This window comes from Rhodobacteraceae bacterium M385 (assembly GCA_025141835.1).
GTDB lineage: Bacteria > Pseudomonadota > Alphaproteobacteria > Rhodobacterales > Rhodobacteraceae > Gymnodinialimonas.
Map to the genome: position 1 here is coordinate 3,386,550 of CP081102.1, position 17,988 is coordinate 3,404,537.

A 17,988-nucleotide genomic window follows, 5' to 3' on the forward strand; every position below is an offset into this window, starting at 1 on the left:
GGGGCATCGACATGGCATTTCTTACTGACCGCAAGCGCGTTTCCGGCCTCGGCTCTGCTAAGGGCGGCACCGCGCAACATTGGACGATGACTGTCACCTCCGTGGCGCTTCTGGTTCTGACACCTTTCTTTCTGGGCATCATCGGCTCTGCCCTTGGCAGCGACCACGCCGAGGTTATTGCGACCCTGGGCAAGCCGGTCCCCGCGCTGATCGTCGCCGCATATCTGGTGGTGGGGATGCATCACCTGCGTTTCGGGATGCAGATCATGATCGAGGATTACACCCACGGCATGACCAAAAAGGCCGCGATCATCGCGACCACCATTATCTGTTACGGGCTGGCCGCTGGTGGTCTTGTTGCCCTGATGCAAATCGCGCTTTGAGGTTTCCACGATGAATGACACGACATCCCCGGCAACGGGCCCCGCATACGCGCTGACCCATCACACCTATGACGTTGTTGTCGTCGGCGCGGGCGGCTCCGGCCTGCGGGCGACCCTTGGCATGGCCGAGCAGGGCTTGAAGACGGCCTGTATCTCCAAGGTGTTCCCGACGCGGTCGCACACCGTTGCGGCGCAGGGCGGTATCGCGGCCTCGCTGTCCAACATGGGCCCCGATCACTGGCACTGGCATATGTACGACACCGTGAAGGGCTCGGACTGGTTGGGCGACACGGATGCAATGGAATATCTGGCGCGTGAAGCCCCAAAGGCGGTCTATGAGCTGGAGCACTACGGTGTGCCGTTCTCGCGCACCGAAGACGGCAAGATCTACCAGCGCCCCTTTGGCGGTCACACCACGGAATTCGGCGAAGGCCCCCCGGTGCAGCGGACCTGCGCCGCTGCGGACCGGACTGGCCATGCGATCTTGCACACGCTTTACGGCCAATCCCTGAAGAACAACGCTGAGTTCTTCATCGAGTATTTCGCCACCGATCTGCTGATGGACGAAGACGGCCAATGTGTGGGCGTCGTGGCTTGGAAACTGGACGACGGCACAATGCACGTTTTCCATTCCAAGATGTGCGTACTGGCCACCGGCGGTTATGGCCGGGCTTATTTCTCGGCCACCTCGGCGCATACCTGTACCGGCGACGGCGGCGGCATGGTTGCCCGCGCGGGTCTGCCCCTGCAAGACATGGAATTCGTACAATTCCACCCCACGGGCATCTTCGGATCTGGCTGCCTGATCACTGAAGGCGCACGGGGCGAAGGCGGTTACCTGACCAACTCTGAGGGTGAGCGTTTCATGGAACGCTATGCGCCTACCTATAAAGATCTCGCGTCGCGCGATGTTGTTTCGCGCTGCATGACGATGGAAATCCGCGAAGGGCGCGGTGTGGGCGCGGGCAAGGATCACATCCACTTGCACCTGAACCACCTGCCCAAGGAAACGCTGGACCTGCGTCTGCCCGGCATCTCCGAAAGTGCTCGAATCTTTGCGGGAGTTGACCTGACGAAAGAGCCGATCCCGGTTCTGCCAACAGTTCACTACAACATGGGCGGCATCCCCACGAACTATCTGGGCGAGGTCTTGAACCCCACCGCAGATAATCCTGACCAAGTCGTCCCCGGCCTGATGGCTGTGGGCGAGGCGGGCTGTGCCTCGGTCCATGGGGCAAACCGGTTGGGCTCGAACTCGCTGATCGATTTGGTGGTCTTTGGCCGCGCGGCGGCAATCAAAGCCGGTGAAATCGTGGACCCGAACGCGCCGAACCCCGATGTGCCGCAAAGCCAGATCGACAAGGCACTCGCGCGGTTTGACGATGTCCGCTACGCCAATGGTGCAATCCCAACGGCCGAGTTGCGGTTGGAGATGCAGAAGACCATGCAGGCCGACGCTGCCGTGTTCCGTACCGACAAGACGCTGGCCGAAGGGTTAGAGAAAATGACAGTCGTGGCGGGTAAGATGGACGACATCGCTGTGACGGACCGGTCATTGGTCTGGAACTCGGACCTGATGGAATCGCTGGAGCTGACAAACCTGATGCCCAATGCCTTGGCCACAATCGCCGGAGCAGAAGCACGCAAGGAAAGCCGCGGCGCCCATGCCCACGAGGACTACCCAGATCGCGACGACAAAAACTGGCGCAAGCATTCGCTGGCCGTGGTCGATGGCAACAAGGTCGAGCGTAGCTACCGCGCCGTGGGGCTAGAACCCTTGAGCGGCACAGATGCTGGCGGCATTGATATGGACAAGATCAAGCCGAAGGCACGGGTGTATTGAACCTGTGAGTTGGTTGAATGCGATTACCGTAGGGCTTTCTCCTTTCTGGCCCTCGCTCGGAAACTACGGGCATGGCCTATTCGCAATCCTGTTCATGGCCAGTTTGGTTTCGGTCACGCGGCTTAGAACCACTTTAGCCCTCGACGGAAGACTTCTCGTCACGGGGGCGGCCATCCTTCAATATCCTTTGGTTATGGCTGCTTTACTGGTGGTGAATGCGCCCCCAGAAGGCGTTACCGCCAACGATCATGCGGCCGATCTGTCCTTTTGGCTAATTGCATTTGCCGTAATGGTACTGATTGCGGCTAGCGCACTTACGATGAAGGATGTGACTGGGTCAGTTGACCGCTTGGTTCCCACGGCGGCGGCTTTGGCATTTGCTTACCTCACCGTCGACTTCCTTACGGAACTCCACGGTGAGCAATGTCGAGTGGCCGGCTTATCAAGCATGGTATTTGTACCCGCTCTTTTCGCATCAGTATTCGCCCTGATGTCGTTCTCAAGTTGGTCAGTAGCGAGCCGCTTTGGCCAAGGGCTCCGACTGGGACTTGTTGCGATGTCGATCGCTATCTCATTCGGCTATACTGGATCTCGCTTCATTGCACTTGGGCAAATGGTGATCTTTCTGTTTCTTGCCATTACGCTTTGGCGTCGCAGTAGAGCACACGGGCTTTTGAGTGCCATCTCCGTTTTGGGCGCAGTTTTTGTTGGCCTTGCTTGGGCGGTGATGGCAAATGGACTCAACTCATGCGGGAATGCCGAGCGCTTAGTGTCAGCGCTAGAGGCGCTTTCTCATTTCATGGGCTTCTCAGCGCAAACAGGGGCGGATGCAGTGCCACCAACACTAGACGCGAGTGTTTCGGTTAGGGTAGCCCTTCTTCAAGCTGGTTTGGACGCAGCAAGGGAGGCGCTTTGGTTCGGCAATGGCATGTGGGCGGAGGAAAACGCGGCAGCCCCCTTCAACCACACGCATGTTCACAATCAATACCTCTCTTGGACAATTTGGGGCGGCATAGTAGCACTCGTGTCTGGAACATTATTTGTGCTTGCCCCGCTTGTTGCTGGGCGCAATCATAATGCGGGGCTTCGTGTAGACACGATCCGTTTGGCCATTGTACTCCCTATGCCGCTCGCGATTCTTGGCGATACTTTCTTACGTTCCGATGACATCCTACCGATTTACGTATTCGTATCACTGCTGCTTGCCAAAATGCTTTCTGAAACGACGCAACAAGCAAACCTGCTCCGCGGCGAGAGAGACGCGAGTGACCAGGGCGCACCAATTGGTTTGCGGCTCGACAAAACTGGCGCGTACGGCGCGGGCCGAAATTCATCATCCCAAGTGGAGACCTAGATCATGGTTGAACTCACCCTCCCCAAGAACTCTCGTATCACGCGCGGCAAGACGTGGCCGAAGCCCGAGGGTGCCACCAACCTACGCAAGTTCCAGATTTATCGTTGGAACCCCGACGACGGCAAAAATCCTTCTCTCGACACCTATTGGGTCGATATGGACACCTGCGGCCCGATGGTTCTGGACGCGCTCATCAAGATCAAGAACGAGATCGACCCCACGCTGACCTTCCGTCGGTCCTGCCGCGAAGGTATTTGCGGCTCTTGCGCCATGAACATCGGCGGCGTGAAGACCAAAGGGATCAACACGCTCGCCTGCATCTACGGGATGGACGAAATCAGCGGCGACGTGGCGATTTATCCGTTGCCACACATGCCCGTGGTTAAGGATTTGATCCCCGACCTGACGCATTTCTACGCGCAGCACGCCTCCATCATGCCATGGCTGGAAACCAAGACCAGCCGCCCCGAGAAAGAGTGGAAGCAATCCATTGAAGATCGCGAAAAGCTCGATGGTCTTTATGAGTGTGTCATGTGCGCCTGCTGCTCCACCTCTTGCCCGTCTTACTGGTGGAATGGCGACCGCTATCTTGGGCCAGCCGCCCTGCTGCACGCCTACCGTTGGATCATCGACAGCCGTGACGAGGCCACGGGCGAACGTCTGGATGAGCTGGAAGATCCCTTCAAGCTGTACCGCTGCCATACGATCATGAACTGCACAAAGACCTGCCCCAAGGGTCTGAACCCGGCCAAGGCCATTTCTTCGATCAAGAAGATGATGGTCGAACGGACGATCTAAGCCGTGGAGCCGCTTCTTCTTGCGGTCCTTCTGGCGGGTGTTGCGGGCCTGTCCATGCCCCTTGGGGCGTGGCTGGCCTCTCGCAAGGACGAGCCCGAGCCGATCAACCACGCGGTCACGGCCTTTGGCGGCGGCGCATTGGTTTCCGCCGTGGCTCTGGTGCTGGTCCCTGAAGGGGCCGAAACCCTACCGCCCTGGCTATCATGCCTTTTGCTGCTGACCGGGGGCGTGACGTTCTTTTTCGTGGACAAGTTTGTGGCCCGGTCCGGAGGCGCGGGGGCTCAGCTTCTGGCGATGCTGCTGGATTACCTGCCCGAAGCTGCCGCCCTTGGCGCGATGATCGTGATCGACCGGGCGACAGCGTGGGTGTTGGCGGCAATGATCTTCCTGCAAAACCTGCCTGAGGGCTATTCGGCCTTCCGCGAGGTTCTGCGCGCAGGCACCTTCCCCAAGGCACGCGCCTTGCTTCTATTTACGGCCCTCGCCCTAACCGGACCAGTTTGCGCCGTCGTCGGCCTGACCCTGCTATCGGATCAACGCGCCTTGCTTGGCGGCATCATGATATTCGCCGCCGGCGGCATCCTATATCTGGTGTTCCAAGACGTGGCCCCCGCCGCCAAAGGCACGGACGAGGCGCGGCCCGCCCTGGGTGCCGTAGCGGGCTTCGCCCTTGGCCTCGCCGGACATCTGGCCGCCGGATAGCGCTAGGCGAGGGGCAGCAATTCCTCGAACCACGTCATATCATTGAACGTGCAAAAGGCCGGGGGGCGCAATGGCAAGATCGGCGCAGCGGCCTGTAATTCCGCTTGGATATCGGCCAATCCCTGCTTCCAGTCGGGAAGAATAGCATCGGGCAACCAATCCAGCATGTAGGCGAAGGTCATATGATGCCGATAGGTGTCATGGGCCGCTTGCCGATACCCAAATGCCCTCGACAGCGCCTCTCTCCATTCCAGCAAGGCGACTTCATCGGCCGGGGTCGCGCCGCGCAGCTCCAATCCGCCAAGCCGCACCTCGTCCACTGCGACGGCAAAAGGCGCTGGCGCATCGAACGTCGCCAACCGCTGGCACATCGCCGCTGTCACCTCGGCCACATCAGCATCGCGCGCCATATCCGCAGGCCACGCATCTGCCGTACGGCGCGCGTCCAAGACCCCCTCAAACACCGTCATGTGGATGCTGTCTTCTGGGGTGAACAGCAACCGCTCTGCCCCCGGCAAAGCCCGCATCCGCTGACGGGCGAGCAGAACCGCCGCGCCCCCCGCCGTGTCCAAATCCAGATGACACACGACTGTATTCCCCGGATCCGGCAGGAAGCGTTGGTGATCGTATCGCTGGCCTAACCGACTTGGCGGCTTCGTATTCGCGCCTTGCGAAAAGTCTTCCAACTTCATGGTCTTGCACCTCCGGGTTTCGTGGGTGACCCTAGCCCAAAGAAACGGAGCCGCCCATGCCCAACCGCCGTCCCAAACAATCGCCCGCCCCTTCCGATGCTGCCACGCGCCGAGCCGTCAAACCGGTCGTTTGCTATCCGCCCGAGACCTTGCCAGAGCCGCAAAACCTCGGCCCCGCCACACCCACGGGGCCCGTCACAACCCACACCGCCGCCCCGCGAGAGGCCGCCAGCTTCCACGCCAAAGCAGGCCAAACGATCCGCATCACCTCGGTCGATGGCCCCCAGGTCGGGGACCTTAACCTCTGGAACGCCCATGACCTCTCCGAGCGCTTCTTTTCCGGCAAGACCCGCGCTCTTCACGGCACCCATGTGACCACAGGCGATACGCTCTGGTCTAACCTGCCCTACCTGCGCCCCATGGCCACCATCACCCACGACAGCCTCGATTGGTACGGCATCGATAGCTTCGGCGGCGCTGTCCACGATGTCATCGGCACCCGCTGCGATCCCTACACCAACGCGCTCCTGAACAGCGGCGATCAATACCACCACTGCTGCCATTCCAACCTGACCCGCGCCCTAGCCGAGGCCGCGCAAATCCCCCTGCATGAGGCAGAGCTTCACGTCCACGATGTGTTGAACGTCTTCATGTGCACCGGCTTTACCCGTGACACCGGTCAGTACTTCATGAAAGCCTCGCCCGTGCGCCCCGGCGATACGCTCGAATTCCGGGCCGAGATCGACCTGCTCGGCGCCCTCTCCGCCTGCCCCGGTGGCGATTGCGGCGCCGAGCATTCGTCGGACTCCACCCCCTGCTACCCCCTCCGGATCGAGGTCTTCGACACGCTTCACACGCCCCACCATAAATCCCCACCGGCCAACCCCTACGACCGCACCCACGGCCGCTAAGTACCGCTACTGTGCCGCTCCTTCATCTTGGCAATACACCTCCGGGGTTTGCACCCCTGAGGGCGCATAAGGGGCAGCGCCCCTGACCTCCCCAACGGCCCTCGATCCGCGCCCGATTTGACCCGCCTCCCAAGAATTTTCGCGACACGAAAAAAATCTCTTGATCCGAATCCAGACTTGCCCCAAATGCGCGAGATAGACGCCAACGCACGCGCCTCTGTCACGGATGGTAAGTCGGTAGCTCCCTCTCTTGGGACGTATCGGGATAACCATCGCAGTTACGTAGCGACGGTAACGTCTCCCTTTGTATGCAACGCGTCCCCTTGAATGGGGCGTTCCGTCCACTTGGAGAACGTGATGACCGCTACTTTCCCCGGGCTTTCGCCCGCCCATTCTGCATCCCCTTCCCGGACCGAGGCTTACGCCCGCGCCCATACGTTCGAGCGTCCAACGCTGATCCTCGATGTGAACCACGTCGCGCACCAATATACCGCCCTCGCCGCAGGCTTGGGCCAAGCGCACATCCACTACGCCGTCAAAGCCAACCCCGCGCCCGAGATCCTCTCTCGGCTCGTCGCCCTAGGCTCCGGTTTCGACGCCGCTTCCCGCGTGGAAATCCAGATGTGCCTCGATGCAGGTGCTGCCCCCTCACATATCTCCTTCGGCAACACGGTCAAAAAGCCCTCCGACATCGCCTTCGCCCATGCCGTCGGCGTCGATGTCTTCGCCGCAGATGCCACCGAAGAACTGGACAAAATCGCGGCGCACGCCCCCGGCGCTCAGGTCTACATCCGCCTGTTGGTGGAAGCCTCCGGCGCCGATTGGCCCCTGACCCGCAAATTCGGCACCACCCGCGACAACGCCCTGGCCCTGATGGCCCACGCCCGCGTGCTCGGCCTGCGCCCCGTGGGCCTCAGCTTCCACGTCGGTTCGCAAACCCGTGACCCCATGATGTGGGCCCCGGTCCTCGATGGCATTGCTGCCGTCTGGGACGCGGCCCATGCCGCTGGTTTCGCGCTCGACCTGCTGAACATCGGCGGCGGCTTCCCCGCCTTCTACGGTGATGACATCCCCCACCCCACGGCTTACGCCGCCAAGGTGATGGAACTCGTCCACGCCCGTTTCAAAGACGTGCCTCGCATCATGGCCGAACCCGGCCGTGGCCTCGTTGCCGAAGCCGGCATGATCGCGGCGGAGGTTCTCCTTGTGTCGCGCAAATCCCCCGATGACCTGCACCGTTGGGTCTACTTGGACATCGGTAAATTCTCCGGCCTCGCCGAAACCATGGACGAGGCAATCCGCTACCAATTCGCCACCGACCGTGATCATGAAACAACCGGCCCCTGCATCTTGGCGGGCCCCTCTTGCGACAGCGCCGACGTCCTCTACGAAAAGCGCCCCGTGGCCCTTCCCCTCGGCCTCAAAGCCGGGGATCGTATCTGGATCAGAAACTGCGGTGCCTACACAACAACCTACGCCTCCATCGGCTTCAACGGCTTCCCGCCGCTCGATGTCGTGATCGTCTAACAAAAAGCGCGTTAACCCTCCGCTAAGGTTAACGCGCGCCCCTCTCCGTGGGAGCACTACGGCTCGCCTTCATCTTGGCAAATACAACTCAAAGAGCCCAAACCAGCCCCAAGACCCACGCTATCCGTAGATCTCCACAGCCGCCCATTGCGCCTCTGCATATCTTGCCCCATGGGCAAATCCCGCAGGCAAAATCCGCTCAATTTCGGCCAAATCCTCGGCGCTCAACACTATCTCCACCGCTCCGGCCAGTTCCGCCAAATGTGCCTCAGTCCGAGTACCTGGGATCGGGATCACGTGATCGCCCTGCGCCAAGGTCCACGCCAAGGCAACCGCCGCCGTGGACCAACCCTTCGCAGTGCAAAGCGCCTTGAAGCCCTCAATCGCCGCCAAATTCGCCTGATAATTCGGGTCTTGGAATCTTGGCTGTCCCGAACGGAAATCACCTTCGGGAAAATTCTCTCTCCCTTGGAAATGATCGCTCAATATACCGCGCCCTAACGGCGAAAACGCCACAAAGGCGGCCCCTACTTCAGCGCAAGCCTGGATCATGCCCAACTCGGGCTGACGCGACCAAAGCGAATACTCTGATTGCACCGCCGCTACTGGCCCCACGGCCGCTGCACGTTTCAGGGTCGCGGGTGAGATTTCGGAGAAACCGATGCCCCCGATCAACCCCTCTGCCATGAAGCCCGCCAAGATCTCCATCACCTCTTCCACGGGGCGGGAGTGTTCGCGCCGATGGATATAGAACAGCTCCACCCGGTCCCGGCCCAAACGCGCCAAAGACCCCTCAAGGGATCGCCGCAAATCGCTGGCGGCGTTGCTGAAATGCCGGGTCGGTTTCGTGTAAATGCCCGCCTTGGTGGCAAGCGTGACCTTCGCGTCGGTCGCGGCAAGAAACCTTCCGATGACCGTTTCACTCACCCCGCCGCCGTAGATTTCGGCCACGTCCCAATGGGTCACGCCCAGATCGAGCGCCGCCTGCATACAGGCGAAGCTCTCTTTTTCGTCGGTGGCGCCATAAATGCCCCCGAAACTCATGCATCCAAGGCCGATTGGCCCGACGTTATGTCCGGCCAATCGCCTGATCATGAAAACGCGGCTTCCAACGCAATTTCGACCATATCCGAGAAGCTGGATTGCCGATCTTCCGACGGCAACGCCTCCTCCGTTAACAGATGGTCAGACACCGTCAGAACCGCCAAGGCCCGCGCATCATAGCGTGCTGCCAAGGTGTAAAGTTCTGCCGCTTCCATCTCCACGGCCAAGACTCCGTGGCGCACCATTTGCTCGTTCAGATCAGGGCGCTCATCATAGAACACGTCAGACGAATAGATCCCGCCCACATGAATGCCCGCGCCCTTGCCTTCCGCCGCCTGATAGGCTGCTTGAAGCAGACCGTAATCCGCGCAAGGTGCATAATTCAGTTCTCGGAAAATGCCCGAGGATGGCGTCGACAAGGTCGAGGCCGTCATCGCCAGGATCACGTCCCTTAGCTTCACAGATTTCTGCATCGCCCCACACGAGCCGATCCGTATCAACGTCTTCGCCCCGTAATCGCGAAGCAATTCATTGGCATAGATCGAGAGGCTTGGCATGCCCATGCCGGACCCGTGAATCGTGACGCGATTTCCACGCCACGTCCCCGTGAAACCCAACATACCTCGGACTTCATTGATGCAGACCGGATCTTCCAAAAACCGCTCTGCCGCCCATTTCGCCCGCAGCGGATCGCCCGGCATCAAGACAGTTTCAGCGATATCTCCGGGCTTTGCTCCGATATGAACCGTCATCAGATCGCAAACTCGTCTAGAGATTTGCCCGAGGCCAATGCGTCTTTGATCCAATTGGGCTGACGACCACGACCTGTCCAGGTTTGGTTCGCGTCCGCGGGATTAGCATATTTGGCCGCGCCTTTAGGACCAGATTTCGATGACGCTTTTCCGCCCAAAAACTCATCAAGCGAGAAACCGTGCTTCTTGGCGACGGCTTTCAGTTCGGCAAGACAATCTGCTTTGCGCTTCTTTTCATAGCCTTTAATCGTAGCCTCCACTTCCCGTTGATGGGCTTGCAGCTCTTCCAGGCTCATTGTTTCAAGTGATGTTGCCATAACGAATTCCCCTTCACTATTGGCTTCCAGTGAAAGGCGTTTGCCGTTTTCAATTCTCAAAAGCAAGTAAACAAAAGGACATGTCCTTTTTTGAGCAGCGTCAAGCCTAGGCTACTGGGCGGCGATTGCGGAAGGATCAACCAAAGCCACGATATCCATCATGATCGTGTTCAGCTCAAAATCCTTGGGCGTATAGACCTTTGCCACACCATATCCCAATAGCGTTGCGCGATCCTCATCGGGAATAATACCTCCGACCAAAACGGGAATATCTACTCCTTCCTGATGCAACCGCTCCATCACCTCTTTGATCAACGGGACATGGCTTCCCGATAGAATCGAAAGGCCGATCACATGGGCGCTGTCGGCTATTGCGCTGGCGACGATCTCGGCCGGGGTCAGGCGAATACCCTCATAGCTTATATCCATGCCGCAATCGCGCGCCCGGAATGCGATTTGTTCGGCGCCATTGGAATGGCCATCCAGCCCCGGCTTCCCCACCAAAAACTTGAGGCGCCGTCCCAATTTGTCACTCACTACATCCACAGCATCGCGGATACCTTCGAGTCCTTCCGTCTTGTTGGAAACGGCCCCCGAAACACCTGTCGGACCCCGGTATTCTCCGTGAACCGTTCGCATAACCCCGGCCCATTCACCCGTGGTAACCCCCGCTTTCGCAGCAGATATCGAGGCTGGCATCACATTGCGCCCCTCCCGCGCTGCAACCGCCAGCTCCTCCAGCGCCGCCTTTACGGCGCTGTCATCGCGGCTATTGCGCCACTCTTCCAATCGGGCGATTTGATCCTGCTCCACCGCCGGATCGACCACCATGATGCCGCCGTCTTCTCCCAATAGGGGCGACGGCTCGGAGGCGGTGTATTTATTCACCCCAACGACCACGGTTTCCCCCCGCTCGATCCGATTGACCCTCTCCGCGTTGGAATCCACCAATCGACCCTTCATATAGTCAATGGCCGAAATGGCACCGCCCATGCCCTGCAAGTTCGCCAATTCCGCCCTTGCTCCATGCTTCAATTCCTCGACCTTGCCATCGACAACCGGGTTACCATCAAACAAGTCGCCGTATTCCAGCAGGTCCGTTTCAAACGCCATGATCTGCTGCATCCGCATGGACCATTGCTGATCCCAAGGGCGCGGAAGCCCCAACGCCTCATTCCATGCGGGCAATTGCACTGCCCGTGCGCGGGCCTTCTTGGAAAGCGTCACAGCCAACATCTCGATCAAAATGCGGTAGACGTTATTTTCTGGCTGCTGTTCCGTCAGCCCCAAAGAGTTCACCTGCACACCGTACCGGAAACGCCGAAACTTCGGGTCGCTTACCCCATAGCGCTGTTCGCAAATTTCATCCCATAGATCGACAAAGGCGCGCATTTTGCACATCTCGGTCACGAAGCGAATGCCGGCATTCACAAAGAACGATATCCGCCCCACCAGCGTCGGGAAATCCTCCTCCGGCACCCTTGGGCGCAATTCATCCAAGACGGAAACCGCTGTCGCCAAGGCAAATGCCAGTTCCTGCTCAGGTGTCGCGCCGGCCTCTTGCAGGTGATAGGAACACACATTCATTGGGTTCCACTTCGGAACCTCTTTGTAACAATATTCAGCCACATCCGCGATCATCGCCATCGAAGGCTTGGGGGGGCAAATATAGGTGCCGCGCGACAGGTATTCTTTCATCAAATCGTTCTGGACCGTCCCTTGCAAAGCGCGCACATCCGCCCCCTGCTCCTCAGCCACCGCGATATAAAGCGACAACAACCAAGGCGCCGTCGCGTTGATCGTCATCGAGGTGTTCATCTGCTCCAGCGGAATATCTTTGAACAACGCCCTCATGTCGCCCAAATGGCTCACCGGCACGCCCACTTTTCCAACTTCGCCCCGGGCCAAAACATGATCGCTGTCGTAGCCCGTCTGTGTCGGCAAATCGAAGGCCACGGAAAGCCCCGTCTGCCCCTTCGCCAAATTGCCCCGATACAGCGCGTTCGACGCCTCCGCCGTGGAATGTCCCGCATAGGTTCGGATCAACCACGGGCGATCTTTAGGGGCTTGGGACATGGGAGGCTCCGACTCGCTATCAGCAATATCATTTCGTCTATCCGCATGTATGCGGAATAAAATGTCTCTGTCAATTCGCTGCGCGCGCAAAGCTGCACCGCGGCGCTGACCAGCGCAACAGCCCCGTTCACCTTGGCCATACACCTCCGGGGTAAACGCCTCCCCGGGGGAGGCGTAGGGGCAGAGCCCCTCTCTACGCCCCGCCGACACCTCCACAAGGAAAGAAATTTTCCCCGCACCAAGACCCCCTGCACCAATTGCGCAGCCCCTCATTTCCTGACACCGTCCGCATATGACGACGCCCATCACACTTCCCCTCTGGCTATTCGTGCTGATCCTCCTGTTCGCGGCCGTCACCTTCGCGTCTCACTTCCTCTTTCCCTCGGTCCGCTGGTTCCTGCGCCGTCGCCTCGAAAATGCCGTGGCCGAATTGAACAAGCGGCTCAAGACCCCGATCCAACCGTTCAAACTGGCCCGCCGCATGGATACCGTGCGCCGCCTCGTCTATGACCCCGAGGTCGCCGCCGCCATCATCGAGCACGCCAAATCCAAGGGTGTTCGCGAAGATGTCGCCGCGCAACAGGCCGAGCGCTACGCCCGTGAAATCGTTCCCGGCTTCTCGGCCTTCACCTATTTTGCTTTCGCCATCCGGGCGGCGCGTTTCCTGAGCCAATCGCTCTACCGGGTGCGTCTGACCGACCCCAATGCCGATGCCCTTGAAGGCATACCTGCTGACGACACGGTAATTTTCGTGATGAACCACCGCTCCAATATGGATTACGTGTTGGTTACCTGGCTTGTCGCTGAACGCTCTGCCCTTGCCTATGCCGTCGGTGAATGGGCCCGAGTCTGGCCTCTGCGGGGCCTCGTCCGCGCGCTCGGCGGTTACTTTATCCGCCGCCGCCACAATAACCCGCTGTATCGCAAAGTGCTCGCCCGCTACGTGCAGATGGCGACCGAGGCCGGCGTGACCCAAGCGGTGTTCCCTGAAGGTGGCCTGTCTCGGACCGGCGGATTGGGGCCTCCGAAACTCGGGCTCATTTCTTATATTCTTGACGGCTTCACGCCGGGAAAATCGCGCAACGTGACCTTTGTACCAGTCGCAATCAACTATGACCGCGTGATGGAGGACCGGAACCTGATCGCCGCGCAATCCGGCGGCACTGCGGGCTTTCGTTTCACGCTCTTGCCGATCTACCGCTACCTGCGCCGCCAAATCTGGCACCGGATCACCGGCAAGTTTCACCGCTACGGCTATGCCGCCGTCAGCTTCGGCGCCCCCCTGTCGCTGAACGACTTTCTCTCTCACAAGCACACCGACGACGCAGAAGCCCTGGGCGAGGCGCTGATGGCGCGCATCGCCTCCGTCACCCCGATTGTTCCCGTCCCCCTTGTGGCTCATGCCCTCAAAAGCGGTGCCCGTACCGCCGCCTCGCTCAAGAACGCCGTCCAGACGCGCGTAGACCGGGCCTTGGCCCGGGAAACCAACGTACACCTCGCGCGCGACGATCTGGACTACACCATCGAAGCGGGCCTTCGCGCCTTGATGGAACGCGGCTTCGTGGAGCAGGACGGCGAGACGCTGACCGTGACCGAACGCGGCGTCTCCGTGGTGGATTACTACGCGGCCAGCGTGGCGCACTTGCTGGATCACCCCCCGCACGAAACGCCCCCCTCCCCCGTCCAGACGGAGAAAGTAATAGGGCGATGAAAGTCACCACCGATACGCCAGCAGTCTTGAGCGTCTTCTTTCCACGCCGCCTCATCGGTGATGTGTTTGCTTTCGCATTCACCGTCTTCGGTGTCGCTCCGATTTTTTCGGCGATCTTGTCGGAACCCGGCACTGGAAGGACCATCCTTTTTGCCTTCGGCGTCCTATTCACGGGAGTAGGAATACTGATCGCCCTCTACCACGCCTCCACGATTGCCACGTTTGACGCCACCACCCAGACCGCCACGATCCAATGGCGTGCGCTGAAGGGGCGAGAGGTGAAAATCATCCCCTTTGCAGAAATCTCCCGGATCGTGCTGCACGACAGCGACGAATGCCAGACCGTGAAAATAGTGCTGACCGACAGAAGCGAAGTCATTCTGGAAAAGGGCTATTCTGGCAATCCTGAAGCCGCCGTCATGGCCGGACATATGAATGCCTGGTTCCGCCAGAACAATTCGAGCGCGACATAAAATTACGTAACTACCCTAGTTTTTGGTTGCAATATTACCCTCTCGTCAATATCCCTCGCACAAGCAGCATTTGATTCCGCACCGCGGCATCACGCCGAGGACATAGATATGACGGAGAGTACCATGGCCCTAGACGCACCCACGCAAGCCGCGCCCTATGATGCGCCCATGAAAGACCTCTACGAGATGGGCGAAATGCCCCCCATGGGGTATGTCCCGCCCAAGATGTACGCTTGGACGATCCGCCGCGAACGTCACGGCGAGCCCGATAAGGCGTTCGAGGTTGAGGTCGTAGATACGCCCGTATTGGATAGCTACGAAGTGCTCGTCCTCGTGATGGCCGCAGGCGTGAACTATAATGGCGTTTGGGCGGGCCTTGGCCAGCCGATCAGCCCCTTTGACGGCCACGGCGCACCTTACCACATTGCGGGCTCCGATGCGTCAGGCATCGTTTGGGCCGTAGGTGACAAGGTGAAGCGTTGGAAAGTCGGTGATGAAGTCGTCATCCACTGCAACCAGGACGACGGCGATGATGAGGAGTGCAACGGCGGCGATCCTATGTTCTCGACCTCTCAACGAATCTGGGGCTACGAGACGCCGGACGGCTCTTTCGCACAGTTCACCAATGTGCAGGCGCAGCAACTGATGCCGCGCCCCAAGCATCTGACTTGGGAAGAAAGCGCGTGCTACACCCTGACGCTCGCCACCGCTTACCGGATGTTGTTTGGCCATGAACCCCACGACCTCAAGCCCGGCCAAAATGTGCTGGTCTGGGGCGCGTCCGGCGGACTTGGCTCTTACGCGATCCAGCTGATTAACACGGCGGGCGCGAACGCTATTGGCGTGATCTCCGACGAAGATAAACGTGATTTCGTCATGGGGCTTGGCGCGAAGGGCGTCATCAACCGGCGCGACTTCAACTGCTGGGGGCAATTGCCCACGGTCAACACACCCGAGTATGCCGAGTGGTTCAAGGACGCCCGCAAGTTCGGCAAGGCGATCTGGGACATCACCGGCAAGGGCAACAACGTTGATATGGTGTTTGAACACCCCGGCGAGGCGACCTTCCCGGTATCCACCTTGGTCTGCAAGAAGGGCGGCATGGTGGTGATTTGCGCGGGCACCTCGGGCTTCAACTGCACTTTCGACGTGCGCTACATGTGGATGCACCAGAAGCGTTTGCAGGGCAGCCACTTTGCGCACCTCAAGCAAGCATCTTCTGCCAACAAGCTGATGTGCGAGCAGCGGCTGGACCCCTGCATGTCCGAGGTTTTCCCATGGGATGAACTGCCCGGCGCGCATCTGAAAATGCTGCGGAACGAACATAAGCCCGGCAATATGTCGGTGCTGGTGCAAGCCCCCCGCACGGGCCTGCGCACGTTGGAAGACGTGCTAGAGGCGGGCCCCAACGCGGGGTAAAGCCGCTTCAAGTTGTTCACTTGGCCAAGGCCCGTGCACCCGCGCGGGCTTTGGTTTTTTTGTGGGGGGGCAGAAGCGGGTCAGACCTTTAGTGGGGCCACAGCCTCGGCCGCGCCGCTGATTAAATCGACCGCTCCATCGCGGATTTGTACAAGACGCAGAAACACCAGATCCAGAAGGATCAATTGCGCGTCCCGCGACGTGATGGCCGATGACCGCACCCGCTCCTCATCGGTCACGGTGCGCAGGGCATTGCCCGCTAAATCCGCCAGCGGGTTCGGCTGCAATCCCGTTACGGTCAGAATACTCGCGCCCCGATGAAGCGCCGTCTCCGCCACCCGTAAAGTCTCTAGGCTGGTGCCCGATTGCGATAGGGACACAAGCACATCTTTGGGCGTCAACGTTGCGGCATGGGCCATCTGGATGTGGCTATCAGCATCAAACAAAACGGGTATGCCAAGCTTCTGAAGTTTATAGGCAAAGTCACGGGCCACCAGCGATGACGCCCCAACCCCCGAAAGCTGCACCCTTGCTGCTGCATTCAGCGCATCTCGCGCGGCATCTAGTTGAGCGGGCGGATTGATTCCAAGGGTTTCCTGCAACGACTTGATCTTGCTCGACAGCAGTTTTTGCGCCGTCATCAGGGCGTCGTCGCCAGTATCAATCGTGCTGTGCACCGCATCAATGGGCACTGCCTGCGCGGCTGCGGCCCGGGTGATTTCCATCCGCAAGTCCTGATAGCCCGAGAACCCCAGCTTCTGGCAAAACTTCACCACCGAAGATTGGCTCCGCCCCGACTTTCGCGCCAGTTCGATCGAGGTCAGCCGCGCCATCGCATCGGGATCACCTAGAATCGTATTCGCAATTTGCTGCTCGCCAGCGGACAACGTGCCCAACTGGGCCTGCATCAAGGTGAGTATAGACAAGGATGGGCCCTCGGGTTTGCTCGCTTTGGAATAACTTATCACAAAAAATTTGACATAGTGGAATAAAAAATTCACCCTAAGACAACGAAGGGGAGTCGCTGCCGTGTCTACCGCCGCCAAAACAGACCTTGCATCGCTTGTGTCAGAAGCGAGCAATCCGCGCACCGCTGACATCGACCTGATGTCCGCCGCGCAGATTGTGGCGTGTATGAACGACGAAGACCGCGGCGTTGCCGATGCCGTCGCCAAGACCCTTCCAGCCATTGCCACCACCGTCGATCGGATCGTGGACGCCATCACCCAAGGCGGGCGGCTGATCTATATCGGCGCGGGTACAAGCGGGCGTTTGGGGGTGCTGGACGCCTCGGAATGTCCGCCGACGTTCTCGGTGCCGCCCGAGATGGTCGTGGGCTTGATCGCAGGTGGCGACACCGCCCTGCGTCATCCGGTAGAGGCCGCCGAAGATGACGCAGCCAAGGGTGCGGATGATCTGAAAGCCATCGACCTGACCTCCCGCGATGTGGTGGTTGGCATCGCCGTTAGTGGCCGCACGCCCTATGTGATCGGCGCGTTGCGCTATGCCAAGGATCTTGGCGCCTTCACCGCAGCGCTGTCGTGTAACCCCGGATCGGCCATCGCGCATATTGCCGATGCCGCGATTTCGCCTGTGGTAGGACCCGAAGTCGTGACCGGATCAACAAGGCTGAAGTCCGGCACCGCGCAGAAAATGGTACTGAATATGCTAACCACCGCCAGCATGATCCGCTTGGGCAAGACTTGGGGCAACCGGATGGTGGATGTCACGATCTCGAACCAAAAACTCGCAGACCGCGCGGCGGATATGCTGTGCGATGCCACCGGCTGCGGCGCGGAAGAAGCGCAAGAGTTGTTGCGCCAAAGCGGCGGTAGCGTGAAGCTGGCCATTTTGATGCAGATCACCGGGCTTGATGCCGACACGGCACGGGCCAATCTGGAGTCCGAACAGGGCTTCCTTCGCAAAGCTATTGAACGAGCGGGAGAGAATTCCGCCGCCTGACTTCACTCATGACATGAACCTAAG

The 17,988-nt window shown here is 59.6% G+C and carries 17 protein-coding genes; 11 read left to right on the top strand and 6 right to left on the bottom strand.

The window, feature by feature from the left end; all coding sequences use genetic code 11:
- Positions 1-11: 11 nt before the first annotated feature.
- From sdhD to K3728_16650, 5 genes are read left to right on the top strand one after another with little or no spacing between them, the layout of a single operon-like run.
- Positions 12-383, top strand: coding sequence for a succinate dehydrogenase, hydrophobic membrane anchor protein (gene sdhD / locus K3728_16630; protein ID UWQ95286.1), 372 nt, complete (start codon positions 12-14; stop codon positions 381-383).
- Between the two features lie 10 nt (positions 384-393).
- Positions 394-2,226: a succinate dehydrogenase flavoprotein subunit gene (gene sdhA / locus K3728_16635; protein ID UWQ95287.1), complete on the top strand. Its 1,833-nt coding sequence runs from the start codon at positions 394-396 to the stop codon at positions 2,224-2,226.
- Positions 2,227-2,239: 13 nt separating this feature from the next.
- Entirely contained in the window at positions 2,240-3,580 is a 1,341-nt protein-coding gene (locus K3728_16640; GenBank protein UWQ95288.1) for an O-antigen ligase family protein, read from the top strand.
- Between the two features lie 3 nt (positions 3,581-3,583).
- On the top strand, positions 3,584-4,378 hold the full coding sequence (locus tag K3728_16645; protein UWQ95289.1) for a succinate dehydrogenase iron-sulfur subunit: 795 nt from the start codon (positions 3,584-3,586) through the stop codon (positions 4,376-4,378).
- 54 nt (positions 4,379-4,432) lie between these two features.
- Complete coding sequence (locus tag K3728_16650; GenBank protein UWQ97599.1) at positions 4,433-5,080, top strand: divalent cation transporter; 648 nt, start codon at positions 4,433-4,435, stop codon at positions 5,078-5,080.
- A 2-nt stretch (positions 5,081-5,082) separates the two neighbouring features.
- Here K3728_16650 and K3728_16655 read toward each other — a convergent pair whose 3' ends face one another.
- Positions 5,083-5,766, bottom strand: coding sequence for a DUF1868 domain-containing protein (locus tag K3728_16655; GenBank protein ID UWQ97600.1), 684 nt, complete (start codon positions 5,764-5,766; stop codon positions 5,083-5,085).
- A 62-nt stretch (positions 5,767-5,828) separates the two neighbouring features.
- Between K3728_16655 and K3728_16660 the strand changes: the two genes are divergently transcribed.
- Positions 5,829-6,683, top strand: a complete 855-nt coding sequence (locus K3728_16660; protein UWQ95290.1) for a DUF1989 domain-containing protein — start codon at positions 5,829-5,831, stop codon at positions 6,681-6,683.
- A 357-nt stretch (positions 6,684-7,040) separates the two neighbouring features.
- Complete coding sequence (locus K3728_16665; GenBank protein UWQ95291.1) at positions 7,041-8,210, top strand: type III PLP-dependent enzyme; 1,170 nt, start codon at positions 7,041-7,043, stop codon at positions 8,208-8,210.
- Between the two features lie 120 nt (positions 8,211-8,330).
- On the opposite strand, the gene K3728_16670 is transcribed toward K3728_16665, so the two are convergent.
- The 4 genes from K3728_16670 to K3728_16685 form a co-directional block, all read right to left on the bottom strand.
- Positions 8,331-9,305, bottom strand: coding sequence for an aldo/keto reductase (locus tag K3728_16670; GenBank protein UWQ95292.1), 975 nt, complete (start codon positions 9,303-9,305; stop codon positions 8,331-8,333).
- On the bottom strand, positions 9,302-10,006 hold the full coding sequence (gene deoD, locus K3728_16675) for a purine-nucleoside phosphorylase (GenBank protein UWQ95293.1): 705 nt from the start codon (positions 10,004-10,006) through the stop codon (positions 9,302-9,304). Before deoD ends, K3728_16670 begins: the two co-directional genes overlap by 4 nt.
- Entirely contained in the window at positions 10,006-10,323 is a 318-nt protein-coding gene (locus K3728_16680) for an H-NS histone family protein (protein UWQ95294.1), read from the bottom strand. The genes deoD and K3728_16680 overlap by 1 nt, the downstream gene beginning before the upstream one ends.
- 111 nt (positions 10,324-10,434) lie before the next feature.
- Entirely contained in the window at positions 10,435-12,399 is a 1,965-nt protein-coding gene (locus K3728_16685) for a protein meaA (protein ID UWQ95295.1), read from the bottom strand.
- 292 nt (positions 12,400-12,691) lie between these two features.
- On the opposite strand from K3728_16685, the gene K3728_16690 reads away from it, so the two are divergent.
- The 3 genes from K3728_16690 (at position 12,692) to ccrA (ending at position 16,002) form a co-directional block, all read left to right on the top strand.
- The gene (locus tag K3728_16690) at positions 12,692-14,110 is read left to right on the top strand and encodes a 1-acyl-sn-glycerol-3-phosphate acyltransferase (protein ID UWQ95296.1); all 1,419 of its coding nucleotides are present in this window, start codon (positions 12,692-12,694) and stop codon (positions 14,108-14,110) included.
- A complete protein-coding gene (locus K3728_16695; GenBank protein ID UWQ95297.1) occupies positions 14,107-14,583 on the top strand; it encodes a hypothetical protein in 477 nt (158 codons plus the stop codon). The genes K3728_16690 and K3728_16695 overlap by 4 nt, the downstream gene beginning before the upstream one ends.
- A 123-nt stretch (positions 14,584-14,706) precedes the next feature.
- Entirely contained in the window at positions 14,707-16,002 is a 1,296-nt protein-coding gene (gene ccrA, locus K3728_16700; protein UWQ95298.1) for a crotonyl-CoA carboxylase/reductase, read from the top strand.
- Positions 16,003-16,082: 80 nt separating this feature from the next.
- Here the strand turns inward: ccrA and K3728_16705 are convergent, their stop codons facing one another.
- Positions 16,083-17,003 (bottom strand): MurR/RpiR family transcriptional regulator, encoded by a 921-nt coding sequence (locus K3728_16705; protein ID UWQ95299.1) that lies wholly within the window; start codon positions 17,001-17,003, stop codon positions 16,083-16,085.
- Positions 17,004-17,031: 28 nt separating this feature from the next.
- Here K3728_16705 and murQ point away from each other — a divergent pair, with 28 nt between their 5' ends.
- Entirely contained in the window at positions 17,032-17,964 is a 933-nt protein-coding gene (murQ, locus tag K3728_16710; protein UWQ95300.1) for an N-acetylmuramic acid 6-phosphate etherase, read from the top strand.
- Positions 17,965-17,988 lie beyond the last annotated feature (24 nt).